The following is a 12,910-nucleotide window of genomic DNA, read 5'->3' as shown; positions in this document are numbered from 1 at the left end:
TTCGCCTATTACTGAACTGATTCAGTTGAACTGGGCGTTACTTCAACATTCTTAATGTTGTACTGCTTTTCTAGCTCTTTAACTTGTATCTGTTCAAGTTCTTCTAAGTTCATTTCATTCGCAGCAATGTTAGCTTTTAAGCGTGCCATTTGACGAAGGAGCTGGCTAGCCGCTAATTTACGCATTTCATCTTCAATCATGTCGCGTTCTTCAGATTTAGCTAGGGCTGTTAAAGGGTTATCTAGGTAACTACGAGTCACACTGGTTGAGAATGTTTTTTCACCAAGATCAGGGATCGTCACGCGGTAAGAAGCATTAAATGTCAGCTCTTTTTCTGCCGCTCGGGTATTTTGGTAAAGGGATAAAGTACGCTCGCTAATAGCTTCACTGATCAGATGTAGGTTTGGTGTTGTACTTGATGGTGAAACAATATCTACATCATTCATACGCAGTTGACCTTTGACCATACGAGTGAAGGTACTGTATTGATCGTAGCTAGATACTGAAATCTTATTGAGTTCTTCTGGCACTGAATAGTCGCCACGTAAGTGGAAGCCGCACGCACTAAGCAAACTGGCAGTTAAAACAATAACAGTAACTTTGAATGAAGATAATGAAATCAGGCGCATTATTTTATGGCTCTCATGAAGGTAGAATACTTATTTAAGGACTTTAAAGGTTTAGTGTTCGTTGATTTAAAGCACTTAAATAAGTAGACAGGGCATAAAATACCCTGTCTAGAGACAGCTAAAAATGAATTAAGTTCGTTTTAAACTGTTTAACTAAATTCGCTCAATACGATTAGTTAGCAACGATATTAAGAAGCTTACCTGGTACGAAGATAACTTTACGAATCGTTAAGCCATCTAGGAACTTCTTAGCATTCTCGTCGTTTAGACCAAGCTCACGAACTTGCTCTTCCGTTGCATCAGCTGCAACAGTCAGTTTCGCACGTAGCTTACCGTTGATCATAACAACAATTGTTTTCTCGTCTTCAACTAGCGCTTTCTCATCGAAAGTTGGCCATGTTGCTGAGTCTACGTTTGATTCACCTAAAGCAATCCACATTTCGTAAGAGATGTGTGGAGTCATTGGGTAAAGCATACGAACTACTGCTTTTAGAGCTTCATCAAGGATTGCACGATCTTGTGCTGATTCTTGAGGTGCCTTAGCAAGCTTGTTCATTAACTCCATGATTGCAGCGATTGCCGTGTTAAACGTTTGGCGACGATCGATATCGTCCGTTACTTTAGCAATAGTCTTGTGAACGTCACGACGAAGCGCTTTTTGATCACCAGATAGAGCAGAAGGATCAACAGATTCAGCAGCACCTTTAGAAGAGTGTGCGTGAACCAGTTTCCAAACGCGTTTAAGGAAGCGGTTAGCGCCTTCAACGCCAGACTCTTGCCATTCAAGAGTCATGTCTGCAGGAGAAGCAAACATCATGAATAGACGCACGGTATCTGCACCGTATTTGTCTACCATCTCTTGCGGGTCGATACCGTTGTTTTTCGACTTAGACATTTTGATCATGCCTGAGTGTTCAACATTGCGACCTTCGTTATCAACTGCTGATTCAATGCGACCTTTACCATCGCGTTCAACGGTTACGTCAGTCGGTGCGATCCATTCTTTCGTACCTTTCTCGTTCTCATGGTAGAACGCATCCGCTAGAACCATGCCTTGACATAGTAGTTGTTTGAACGGTTCGTCAGACGTTACGTAACCTGCATCGCGTAGCAACTTGTGGAAGAAGCGAGAGTAAAGCAGGTGCATACATGCGTGCTCGATACCACCAACGTATTGGTCAACTGGTAACCAGTAGTTTGCTTTCTCTGGATCTAGAATGTCGTCAGCTTGTGGTGAACAGTAACGTGCGTAGTACCAAGAAGACTCCATGAACGTATCAAAGGTGTCAGTCTCACGTAGAGCAGGTTCGCCATTGAATGTTGTTTCAGCCCAAGATTTGTCTGCCTTGATTGGGCTAGTTACACCATCCATTACCACGTCTTCTGGAAGAATAACTGGTAGTTGATCCGCAGGTACAGGGTGAACTTCACCATCTTCAGTCGTTACCATTGGGATTGGAGCGCCCCAGTAACGCTGACGAGAAACACCCCAGTCACGTAGGCGGAAGTTTACTGTCTTCTTACCTTTGCCTTCAGCTTCAAGCTTCGCAGCAATTGCATCAAATGCTTCTTGGAACGCAAGACCATCGAATTCACCAGAATCGAACAGTACACCTTTTTCAGTGTAAGCCGCTTCAGAAACGTCTAGTTCAGAACCATCTTCAGGTTTGATTACTGGGATGATATCGATGCCGTACTTAGTTGCGAATTCGTAGTCACGTTGATCGTGAGCTGGAACCGCCATTACCGCACCTGTGCCGTAATCCATAAGAACGAAGTTTGCTACGTAAACAGGAACAACACGACCATTAAGAGGGTGGATAGCTGTTAAGCCAGTATCCATACCTTTCTTTTCCATCGTTGCTAGTTCAGCTTCAGCAACTTTAGTGTTGCGACATTCTTCAACGAATGCTGCAAGCTCAGGGTTGTTTTGAGATGCTTTCTCTGCAAGTGGGTGACCTGCAGCGATACCTACGTAAGAAACACCCATTAATGTATCAGGACGAGTTGTGTACACTTCTAGTGGCGCTTCTTCACCGTTAACAGCGAAAGATAGCTCAACACCTTCAGAGCGACCGATCCAGTTACGCTGCATGGTCTTAACCATTTCAGGCCAACCTTCAAGGTTGTCTAGGTCGTCTAGTAGCTCTTGAGCGTACTCAGTGATTTTAATGAACCACTGTGGAATTTTCTTTTGTTCTACTGGAGTGTCACAACGCCAGCAGCAACCGTCTTCTACTTGCTCGTTTGCAAGTACAGTTTGGTCGTTCGGGCACCAGTTAACAGAAGAAGTCTTCTTGTAAACTAAGCCTTTTTCGTAAAGCTTAGTGAAGAACTCTTGTTCCCAGCGGTAGTATTCAGGTGTACAAGTCGCGAATTCACGTTTCCAGTCGTAACCAAAGCCTAGAAGCTTAAGCTGGTTTTTCATGTACTCAATGTTTTCATAAGTCCATGGTGCTGGAGCTGTCTTGTTTTTTACTGCTGCGTTTTCAGCAGGTAGACCAAACGCATCCCAACCGATAGGTTGCATTACGTTTTTGCCTTGTAGACGTTGGAAGCGAGATACCACATCACCGATCGTGTAGTTACGCACGTGACCCATGTGCAGTCGACCACTTGGGTAAGGGAACATAGAAAGACAGTAGAATTTTTCTTTATTTGGGTCTTCACTTACAACGAAGGTTTCGTTGTTGTCCCAGTGTTGTTGAACCTTTTGTTCAATCTCTTGCGGGTTATATTGTTCTTGCATCGATGGTATCCGGTTATCTTGGAATTTGTGAGTTCGGTTAGAACAGAATCTTACAGATCGACATAGAATACCTAAAGGAACGTAGTACAACAATAGTCAATGCTATGGAGGTGGCTTATGCCTAAGAAAAAAGCGCTTTATGAAGAGTTAATGGACGATGTAATTGAGACACTCAAACATAGCCCAGAAGAGTTTAATAATAAGCTAGAGACATCTAGTCAGCTTGCTAAAGCCGCCAATGACATGACTAAAGATGAAATATCACTCATTTCAGCTTATGTTAAATCGGATCTTAAAGAGTTCTCAGATAACTATGAAGAGAGCAAAAGTGGTCCATTTTATTTGATGATTGCAGATTCAGTTTGGCAGGGTTTACTCGATATTACTGATAAGACTAAAGTTGAATGGGTTGAGCTTTTCCAAGATCTAGAGCATCAAGGCTTGTACCAAAGTGGGGAAGTCATTGGTTTAGGAACGTTAATTTGCGATGAATGCGGGCACCAAACCGACTATAACCATGCGACGCAAATTATTCCATGTACGAAATGTCACTCAACAGCCTTTACTCGAAAAGCTTTAAAGCCTTAGTACTTTAATGCAGAAATGCAGAAATGCAGAAATGCAGAAGCTAAGAGTTCAGATATAAAGCTAAGCTATAGAAACGGCTCCTAGAATTTGGTTTTTACCAGACACTAGGAGCCGTTTTTTATCATTCTATGCAAGGGTTTCTTTTCGACGATTAATAAAAGCAATCACCATACTTAAAGCAACCAAAATATAGAGAGGCCAGGTACCTACTATTCGATAAGGAGTTTGTCCGTCAGTTGAGGTTAACTCCGCTTTTAAGATTGCGGTTTCAAACTGTGGCACTTGTTCTATGATTTTACCTTTGTGATCAGTTACGGCTGTCACACCATTATTGGTAGAGCGTATTAGGGGCTTACCTAGCTCTAAAGCTCTCATCCTTGCAATCTCCATATGTTGCAAGGGACCGATAGAACGACCAAACCACGCGTCATTAGAAAGAGTCAGAATGAAATCTGTGTCATCCGTAATATTTTGTCTGACTTGCTCATTAAATATGATCTCATAACATAAAGCCGGAGCAAGATGGCGACCATTCGCGACTACATTTTGTTGGACAAAATTACCACGGCTAAATGACGACATTGGCAAATTAAAGAATGGTGCTAACGGACGCAAGATATCCTCAAAAGGTACAAACTCTCCAAATGGTAATAAGTGGTGTTTGTGGTAACGTTCGTTTGGATCGTAAGTGTAGTCACCGTAAGGATTCACTCCTAACGATAGAATACTGTTGTAGTATTTACTGTCATCTGACTGATTCAAAACCCCAGTGATGATCGCGCTGTTATTCATTTTAGCTGCGCTATCTAGATTACTTAGAAATGATGGTATTTCTAATTCAAAAGCGGGGATTGCTGCTTCTGGCCAAATGATGATGTCAGCATCCCAATTTTGGCGACTTGCATCTGTATATTTCATTATGGTTGGCCAGCGTTGGCTTGGTAACCATTTCAAATCTTGGTCGACATTACCTTGAATGAGCGCAACAGACGTTGTCTTCTCAGGATTTGGGGTGACCCACTCAACATTCCTGATGCCAAAACCAGTACTTAAAATAACCATTGGGATCAAAAGTAGAGACCACGATTTATTTATGGCGCTGTAAGTAATAGCTGACGCAGAAATAATAATTGCGAGTGTGATTAACTCAACACCGCCAATCGGTGCAAATGAGCCCATCGGTGCATCTATTTGGCTGTACCCCAGCCAGAGCCACGGGAAGCCTGTCATTACCCAACCGCGCAACCAATCGGTAATTAGCCATAAAGCAGGCGCTGCAAGAAAGAAGCGAGATAAATTATTGCTAGGGAAATATCGATTAAGCCCCCAAGAAAATAGCCCGGAGTAAATAGCGAGGTAGCCAACGAGCAGTGCCATTAGGAAAAGGTTGGCGGCAAGTGGCATTCCACCAAAGCCATCAATGCTGACATAAACCCAGCTGATACCAGAAGCGAATTGACCAAATCCCCATGCATAGCCTATCCATAATGCACTTCTTGCACTTTGATTATTTATCAAGAATAAAAGCAAGGCAGGGCTAAGAATAGCAATAGGCCAGATTTGATAGGGAGCGAATGCGAGGGTTGTTAAAGCGCCAACAAAAACGGCCGCAAGCGACCGTAGTAGGCGATGAGTAAATAGTTTAGTCATCTAATTTTCTTGTCTCTTGATACAGAGAATTCGTTATTCTTCGACTGTTGGAAGAGGTTGTTCGTCAGGGATAGTGACTTGGAGTTGGATGACTCGTCGATTATCTGCTGACATAACTTTGAAATGGTAGTGTTCGAGTTCTACTATTTCACCGCGAGTAGGTAAGTGACCAAATGCAGTCATGACCATACCACCCACTGTATCCACTTCATCATCACTGAAGCTCGTATTGAACGTAGAGTTAAACTCTTCAATGGTTGTTAAAGCTTTTACCGAAAAAGTATGCTTACTTAACTTGCGAATATCGAGTTCTTCTTCGTCGTCAAATTCGTCTTCAATTTCACCAACGATTTCTTCGAGGATATCTTCAATGGTTACTAGACCAGAAACACCGCCAAATTCATCGACTACGATAGCCATGTGGTAACGCTCTTCGCGGAATTCTTTCAACAAACGATCTACTCGCTTGCTTTCAGGAACAACCACTGCTTGGCGTATCACTTGCTCTATGTCGAATGGGGCACTGTCTGAGCCTAAATACTTAAGTAGGTCCTTCGCTAATAGAATGCCTTCTACATGGTCTTTGTCTTCACTAATCACTGGGTAGCGGGAGTGTTGAGCATCAGTAAGAAGACCGATTAATGTATCTAGATCATCGGTGCGTTCAACTGTAACCATCTGAGAGCGAGGCAGCATAATATCGCGTACTCGCATCTCGGAGATTTCCATTACACCTTCAAGCATATCTCGGGTGTCATGGTCAATCAGGTCATTAATTTCAGAGTCGCGGATGACATCTACGAGCTCTTGGCGGTCTTTTACTTCACCTTGAAATAGTTGGCCTAGGCGTTCAAAGAAGGACTTTCTACTCGGACCTTCAGATTTTTTACTTCCCTCAGATGAGGGGGGGATACCTTCGTTCATGATTTCTCAAAAAATAACGCTATCAAATGTGTGATAGCACACATAACAACTCAGACTCTTATGATTACCATAAGTTCGATGAGCTATTGTTTCTCTGCAATTTACTTTACTAGAATCAATTTACTTTTCTAGAATATAAGGGTCTTCAAAACCCATATCTTGCATGATTTCTGTTTCGAGTGACTCCATCTCTTCAGCGTCGTCATCATCAATATGATCATAACCTAGCAGATGGAGACTGCCGTGTACAATCATATGCGCCCAGTGTGCTAGCAGAGGCTTATTTTGCTCTTTAGCTTCTTTTTCGACGACCTGCTTACAGATAACAAGATCACCAAGTAGGTCGATTTCAAAACCCGGAGGCGCTTCAAAGGGAAAAGATAACACATTGGTTGGTTTATCTTTTCCACGGTATTCGTGATTTAGCTGGTGGCTTTCTTTAGTATCAACAATACGAACTGTTAGTTCAGCATCAGGTTGAAATGCAGTGATCGTTTTATCTAGCCAAAGTTGTATATCTTTTTCTGTTGGAAGATCTTGTTCATTTTCGACCGCAAGTTGCAGATCTAGTTCAATAGACATTGTGTATCACCTTGTTCCAGCTTTTATCATTTTATTCTGCTTTTGCAGATTTATATTTTGTATCAATCGGTAACGTAACGTCCATGGAAGCTCGTTATTTCATGAACCTTAAGCTCTATAAACTTTAAGGTCCCAAATCACAAAATCCATGAACCACGAATAGATTTATTTATGATTCATGCTAAATCGACGCATTCTCAGTTTTAATCATCAATGAGCTAATCATCTTTAGATCAGTTTATGAACTTGTATCCGATTGAGCGTGTACTGCTTGAGCTTCTACTAGCTTTGCTTCACGTTCTTCACGTCGACGTTTTTCAGTCTCTTTACGTTCTTTTTGATCTTTGGCTTCCCATTTTTCATAAGCGTTGACGATACGAGCAACCACAGGGTGGCGAACGACGTCTTCAGACATGAAGAAGTTAAAGCTAATGTCATCCACTTCACTAAGCACTTCAGTCGCGTGGCGCAGACCTGACTTAGCGCCGCGAGGTAAGTCAATTTGAGTGATATCACCCGTGATTACCGCGCGTGAGTTAAAACCGATACGGGTTAAGAACATTTTCATCTGTTCTACCGTGGTGTTCTGGCTCTCATCAAGAATGATAAATGCATCATTTAATGTTCGACCACGCATGTAAGCCAATGGTGCAACTTCAATCACGTTACGTTCAATCAGCTTCTCAACACGCTCGAAGCCAAGCATCTCAAAGAGAGCATCGTAAAGTGGACGTAAATATGGGTCTACTTTTTGGCTTAAATCACCCGGTAGAAAGCCAAGTTTCTCTCCGGCTTCAACAGCAGGGCGAGTCAGTAAAATTCGACGAACTTCTTGACGTTCAAGTGCATCGACAGCTGCTGCAACGGCTAGGTAAGTTTTACCTGTACCAGCAGGACCAATACCAAAGGTGATGTCATGGGTGACCATGTTCATTAAGTATTGTGCTTGATTTGGCGTACGAGGTTTGATCACGCCTTTTTTAGTCTTAATGGTTACTTCTTTACCGTAGTCAATTTCAGACTCGGCGTGTTGCTCCAAAATGCCAGACTCAGTGACTGCCAGATGCACTTGTTCTGGTTCGATATCGATTATGTTGCCTTTAATTGGAGCTGTTTCAACATAGAGGTGTTTGATGATGTCTAAAGCTGCGGCTGTGGTGTGAGGCTTACCAACAATCGTGAAGAAGTTGCTACGGTAATTAATCTCAACACCAAGACGACGCTCAAGGTGCTTGATGTTGTCGTCGAATGGTCCGCATAAACTTGCCAAGCGCTTGTTGTCTGCTGGCTCTAGATTTATCTCTAAGGTAACGATTTTATTGCTCAAATTAGCCTCTCATTTTGTGCCACTCACTCTTAAATAAAAAAAAGAGCAAGAAGCCCGATTTAGACCGGGCTTCTGATGGTGATATCCCTATTTCTAAGATGGTCACTTAGTTAGGTAATTTCAAGCTTTGTGTTTGCGCTTTGTGCTCAAACAGTTGTATTGCCTATGGCGTAAATGTCGCTACACCTAGCTCGTCTTCGCGTTTTGTTTTTTCCATCATTTCTGCTGGAGTCATTACAACGCGTAGACCCATGTCTTTTTCTGTACGAACTAACTCACCGCGCAGCGAGTTTGTGTATACCTCTGTGATCTTCACATCTACGAATTGACCGATAAGATCAGCAGAACCTTCGAAGTTCACAACACGGCTGTTTTCTGTACGACCACGAAGCTCCATTAGGTTCTTTCTTGATGGACCTTCAACAAGAATACGCTGCTCTGTGTCTAGCATTAGACGAGAGAAACGCATAGCTTGTGTGTTTACTGTCTGTTGCAGTTCCCACAGGCGATCTTTTTTCTCTTGTGCAGGAACATCACACGGGTAATCTGCTGCTGGCGTGCCAGGGCGAGGAGAGAAAACAAAGCTGAAGCTCATATCGAAATCAACTTCTTTAATTAGCTTCATTGTATCTTGGAAATCTTGCTTAGATTCACCTGGGAAACCAACAATAAAATCCGAGCTGATTTGAATACCAGGACGAGCTTTACGCAGTTTACGAATAATTGATTTGTATTCGATTGCAGTGTGAGGACGCTTCATCATAGTAAGAATGCGGTCACTACCACTTTGTACTGGTAGGTGAAGGAAGCTCACTAGTTCCGGTGTGTCTTTGTAAACTTCAATGATGTCGTCACCAAACTCAAGCGGGTGGCTTGTCGTGAAACGAATGCGGTCGATGCCATCGATAGAAGCAACGAGACGAAGAAGTTCTGCGAATGTACAGATATCACCTTCGTGTGTTGGACCGCGGTATGCGTTTACGTTCTGACCCAGTAGGTTAACTTCACGTACACCTTGTTCTGCTAACTGAGCAACTTCAAAGAGTACATCATCCATTGGACGGCTAACTTCTTCACCACGAGTGTACGGTACAACGCAGTAAGTGCAGTACTTAGAACAACCTTCCATGATAGAAACGAACGCAGTTGCGCCGTCCGCTTTTGGTTCTGGAAGGTTATCGAACTTCTCAATCTCAGGGAAAGAAATATCCATTACTGGCTTTTCATTAGACAGTGATGATTTAATCATTTCTGGCAGGCGGTGTAGAGTTTGTGGACCAAAGATAACGTCTACGTATGGTGCACGTTGACGGATGTGATCACCTTCTTGAGTAGCAACACAGCCACCCACACCGATTACCACACCTTCTTTTTTATCTTTTAGTGTTTTCCAACGACCAAGTTGGTGGAATACTTTCTCTTGTGCTTTTTCGCGGATAGAACAAGTATTCAGGAGTAGTACGTCTGCTTCTTCAGGTACTTCAGTTAGCTCATAGCCATTTGCAGCGTTAAGCAGGTCGGCCATTTTTGATGAATCGTATTCATTCATCTGACAGCCCCAAGTTTTAATTAGCAGTTTCTTACTCATTTTTTGTTCGCTCGATCGTTAGTTTAATTTAAGGGAGCAAATCGCCCAGTGTATATCCGCTTAGCCTTACTGTAATCTTCGTGTATTTCTTTGTCACAGCTGGCTGCTCAGCGGCAAGCGGCGTATTGTACTGGTTTAAAAACCTACTGACTAGTGATTGGCTCAAATCTATTTAACGTCAGGCTAGGTAAGGGCTTTGACCATATGCAGGATAAGGTTTTGGGTTACAATTTGGTTATGAGAACGTACAATTAAAAACAGTTAATAAATCAAATTGATAAAGTACCAATATGAATACTTATGACATTGTAGTAGTTGGTGGTGGCATGGTTGGCGCTGCAACCGCAATAGGCTTTGCTAAACAGGGTATGAAGGTTGCTGTAGTTGATGGTTTGTCTCCTAAGCCTTTTGAAGCATCACAACCAATGGATATTCGAGTGTCGGCTATCTCGCAAGCGTCTGTCGACTTACTCAATGAATTAGGCGCATGGGACGCGATAGAGTCAATGCGGGTATGTTCGTATAGTCGTTTAGAGACTTGGGAACATCCAGAGTGTCGTACACGGTTTGATGCTGAGTCCTTAGAATTACCACGTCTAGGCTATATTGTAGAAAATCGGCTTATTCAATTAGGTTTATGGGCTGAGTTTAGCGCCTACGATAATTTGGAACTATTGTGTCCTGAAAAACTGGATACGATTGAATTTGGTGAAATCAACATAGTTAAGCTTCAATCAGGCGCTCGGTTGTCAGCGAAGTGGGTAGTTGGTGCAGATGGTGCAAACTCAGCCGTTCGACAGCAAGCCGGAATTGGCATTACGGCTTGGGACTATCGACAACATTGCATGCTAATCAATGTTGCAACAGAGTTACCCCAACAAGATATTACTTGGCAGCAATTTACCTCTTCTGGACCTCGTTCTTTTCTTCCCCTTCCTTCTCTAATAGCTTCTGATAAGTTGCAAGGGCAAGGTTCTTTGGTTTGGTATGACTCGCCGTCAAGAATTCGCCAGCTTTCTAATATGGGTAAAGAGCAATTGAGATCTGAAATTAAGTCTCATTTTCCACCTGAACTTGGTGACATTAAAGTTCTTCAGTCTGGCTCTTTCCCTCTTACTCGTCGTCATGCTCAGCAATACTCAAAAAATAACTGCATTTTGGTAGGAGATTCTGCTCATACTATTAACCCATTAGCAGGGCAGGGCGTGAATTTAGGCTTTAAGGATGTGTCTGTATTATTAGAAGCCAGCCAAGAGAAGGGTGGTTTATCTGATTTAGTGGCACGGCGGTATCAAGCCCGTCGTCGTGGAGATAATCTACTGATGCAAGGTGGAATGGATTTCTTCTATAAGACCTTTAGTAATGATATAGGACCATTAAAATTCGTGAGGAACGCTGCGTTAAAGGTGGCGGAGCAGTCAGGACCTATTAAAGATAAGGTATTAAAATATGCCTTAGGTCTTTAAAGCTTAATTAATAAAAGTTGTTTGAGATACTGTAAGGAGAGCGCTTTGCTCTCCTTTTTCATACGCATCAGCCTGAGATACAAACAGGAGCATCAAGAGTGAGTGAAGACTGGGTGTAACAAAGAGCGCCTGATTCTTTATCGATCTTAAATGACGTTAAATTGTTTGATTGCTGGTTAGCTGCAACAAGCCAATTACCATCTTGAGTAATCAAGAAATCTCGTGGAAACTCCCCTTCAGTAGAGTAGCTACCTATAAAATCAAGTTTATGACTCAGTGCGCATATTTTAAAGCAACTAATCTCTGATTGATGCCTGTTTGAAACATACAAAAACTTTCCGTCCGGTGAGAGTTTTATCGCCGCTACTGCTTCACCTTTTGCCGCCTGTTGCAGTGAGTCTATTTCTTGTATCTGGTTCCAAGAACCATATTCTTTGCTCAGAACTAAGATTGTTTCAGATAATTCGCAAGCTACATAACATGTAGTTTCTGCATCATTGAATGTTAAATGCCTAGGACCACTGCCTGGAGGGACGTTAATTATCTGGGTTGGTTGATTTAAAATCTCATCTTGTTCTTCATCGAAGCAATAAAAACAAATCTGATCAGCACCTAAATCAACGGTTGCAAACTGAGATTCAGATTCTAAAAAAACACATTGGTGAGCGTGTGATCTTGTTTGCCTATCTGGATGTGGTCCCTTCCCACTAGATGAGAGAGTTAATAGTTTTTTATCGATACTGCCATTGATCTTAAGACTAAATATATCGAATGATCCGGATGAGTATTGCGATGTGATTATATATTTTCTATCCGAAGATATCGCAATATGGCATGGATGATCACCAGAAATAGCTTTAGAGTTTACTTTCGTTGAAGAGAGTGCCTCAGGAATATGCAGCAGTTTTGGACTCGATTGCTGGTCAACTTCAGAAATGGCATATAAGCCTAGGTTAGTAGAAAGTACAAAAGAGGGGTTTCTGCAGGCTACCGCTAATTCAAGATCAGAAAGTGTACCTGTTTTTAAATCAAGTACTACTTGGTAGATACCTTTACTCTTACTTGGGGAGTCTGTGTAACATCCGATATTTAGGGGGATACTTTTCATAGTGCTCACTCTTTTGTATGTGAACGTTATTGTCTACTAAAAAGTAATAGTTGATGAGCAAAAAAATATGAATTATTAGTGATATGTATTACAGATTTACTAGATACCAGATAGAAGAAAACCCAGCTAAAAGCTGGGTTTCTAATAATGGTGCGGTCGGAGAGACTTGAACTCTCACACCTCTCGGCGCCAGAACCTAAATCTGGTGCGTCTACCAATTCCGCCACGACCGCAGCAAAGCTTTCCTCTAACCTAAGCAAAGAGCCTAGCGAAGAGTATATAGTTAAGAAGACTTATGG

General features: G+C 42.3%; 10 protein-coding genes and 1 tRNA gene. 2 read left to right on the top strand and 9 right to left on the bottom strand.

The genetic code is table 11. The features are described from left to right. Nucleotides 1–8 precede the first annotated feature (8 nt). Together L4C37_RS11070 and leuS are read right to left on the bottom strand one after the other, a co-directional pair. Nucleotides 9–629, bottom strand: a complete 621-nt coding sequence (locus tag L4C37_RS11070) for an LPS-assembly lipoprotein LptE (RefSeq protein ID WP_273295475.1) — start codon at nucleotides 627–629, stop codon at nucleotides 9–11. Between the two features lie 172 nt (nucleotides 630–801). Further along, entirely contained in the window at nucleotides 802–3,378 is a 2,577-nt protein-coding gene (leuS, locus tag L4C37_RS11065) for a leucine--tRNA ligase (protein ID WP_137374871.1), read from the bottom strand. Between the two features lie 117 nt (nucleotides 3,379–3,495). On the opposite strand from leuS, the gene L4C37_RS11060 reads away from it, so the two are divergent. After that, nucleotides 3,496–3,966 (top strand): zinc ribbon-containing protein, encoded by a 471-nt coding sequence (locus L4C37_RS11060; RefSeq protein WP_429768607.1) that lies wholly within the window; start codon nucleotides 3,496–3,498, stop codon nucleotides 3,964–3,966. Nucleotides 3,967–4,092: 126 nt separating this feature from the next. On the opposite strand, the gene lnt is transcribed toward L4C37_RS11060, so the two are convergent. The 5 genes from lnt to miaB form a co-directional block, all read right to left on the bottom strand. Further along, nucleotides 4,093–5,616 (bottom strand): apolipoprotein N-acyltransferase, encoded by a 1,524-nt coding sequence (gene lnt, locus L4C37_RS11055; protein WP_429768605.1) that lies wholly within the window; start codon nucleotides 5,614–5,616, stop codon nucleotides 4,093–4,095. A 33-nt stretch (nucleotides 5,617–5,649) separates the two neighbouring features. After that, the gene (corC, locus tag L4C37_RS11050) at nucleotides 5,650–6,540 is read right to left on the bottom strand and encodes a CNNM family magnesium/cobalt transport protein CorC (RefSeq protein WP_137374868.1); all 891 of its coding nucleotides are present in this window, start codon (nucleotides 6,538–6,540) and stop codon (nucleotides 5,650–5,652) included. Between the two features lie 120 nt (nucleotides 6,541–6,660). Further along, the gene (gene ybeY / locus L4C37_RS11045; RefSeq protein WP_137374867.1) at nucleotides 6,661–7,122 is read right to left on the bottom strand and encodes an rRNA maturation RNase YbeY; all 462 of its coding nucleotides are present in this window, start codon (nucleotides 7,120–7,122) and stop codon (nucleotides 6,661–6,663) included. A 238-nt stretch (nucleotides 7,123–7,360) separates the two neighbouring features. After that, the gene (locus L4C37_RS11040; protein WP_273296160.1) at nucleotides 7,361–8,449 is read right to left on the bottom strand and encodes a PhoH family protein; all 1,089 of its coding nucleotides are present in this window, start codon (nucleotides 8,447–8,449) and stop codon (nucleotides 7,361–7,363) included. 163 nt (nucleotides 8,450–8,612) lie between these two features. Then, nucleotides 8,613–10,037, bottom strand: a complete 1,425-nt coding sequence (miaB, locus tag L4C37_RS11035; protein WP_137374865.1) for a tRNA (N6-isopentenyl adenosine(37)-C2)-methylthiotransferase MiaB — start codon at nucleotides 10,035–10,037, stop codon at nucleotides 8,613–8,615. A 290-nt stretch (nucleotides 10,038–10,327) separates the two neighbouring features. On the opposite strand from miaB, the gene L4C37_RS11030 reads away from it, so the two are divergent. Beyond that, on the top strand, nucleotides 10,328–11,503 hold the full coding sequence (locus L4C37_RS11030) for a 2-octaprenyl-3-methyl-6-methoxy-1,4-benzoquinol hydroxylase (RefSeq protein ID WP_273297544.1): 1,176 nt from the start codon (nucleotides 10,328–10,330) through the stop codon (nucleotides 11,501–11,503). 67 nt (nucleotides 11,504–11,570) lie between these two features. Here L4C37_RS11030 and L4C37_RS11025 read toward each other — a convergent pair whose 3' ends face one another. Further along, nucleotides 11,571–12,611, bottom strand: a complete 1,041-nt coding sequence (locus L4C37_RS11025; protein ID WP_372266146.1) for a lactonase family protein — start codon at nucleotides 12,609–12,611, stop codon at nucleotides 11,571–11,573. Nucleotides 12,612–12,759: 148 nt separating this feature from the next. Continuing rightward, a tRNA-Leu gene (locus L4C37_RS11020) sits at nucleotides 12,760–12,844 on the bottom strand. Nucleotides 12,845–12,910 lie beyond the last annotated feature (66 nt).

Origin of the sequence: Vibrio kagoshimensis (genome assembly GCF_050337535.1) — a bacterium.
GTDB lineage: Bacteria > Pseudomonadota > Gammaproteobacteria > Enterobacterales > Vibrionaceae > Vibrio > Vibrio gallaecicus.
The sequence above is the reverse complement of the archived record's forward strand: the minus strand, read 5'-3'. Positions and strand labels throughout refer to the sequence as shown.

Coding starts and splice junctions, on each gene's coding strand:
- L4C37_RS11070 (WP_273295475.1), bottom strand. CDS start 629: ATGCGCCTGATTTCATTATCTTCATTCAAAGTTACTGTTATTGTTTTA.
- leuS (WP_137374871.1), bottom strand. CDS start 3,378: ATGCAAGAACAATATAACCCGCAAGAGATTGAACAAAAGGTTCAACAA.
- L4C37_RS11060 (WP_429768607.1), top strand. CDS start 3,496: ATGCCTAAGAAAAAAGCGCTTTATGAAGAGTTAATGGACGATGTAATT.
- lnt (WP_429768605.1), bottom strand. CDS start 5,616: ATGACTAAACTATTTACTCATCGCCTACTACGGTCGCTTGCGGCCGTT.
- corC (WP_137374868.1), bottom strand. CDS start 6,540: ATGAACGAAGGTATCCCCCCCTCATCTGAGGGAAGTAAAAAATCTGAA.
- ybeY (WP_137374867.1), bottom strand. CDS start 7,122: ATGTCTATTGAACTAGATCTGCAACTTGCGGTCGAAAATGAACAAGAT.
- miaB (WP_137374865.1), bottom strand. CDS start 10,037: ATGAGTAAGAAACTGCTAATTAAAACTTGGGGCTGTCAGATGAATGAA.
- L4C37_RS11030 (WP_273297544.1), top strand. CDS start 10,328: ATGAATACTTATGACATTGTAGTAGTTGGTGGTGGCATGGTTGGCGCT.
- L4C37_RS11025 (WP_372266146.1), bottom strand. CDS start 12,611: ATGAAAAGTATCCCCCTAAATATCGGATGTTACACAGACTCCCCAAGT.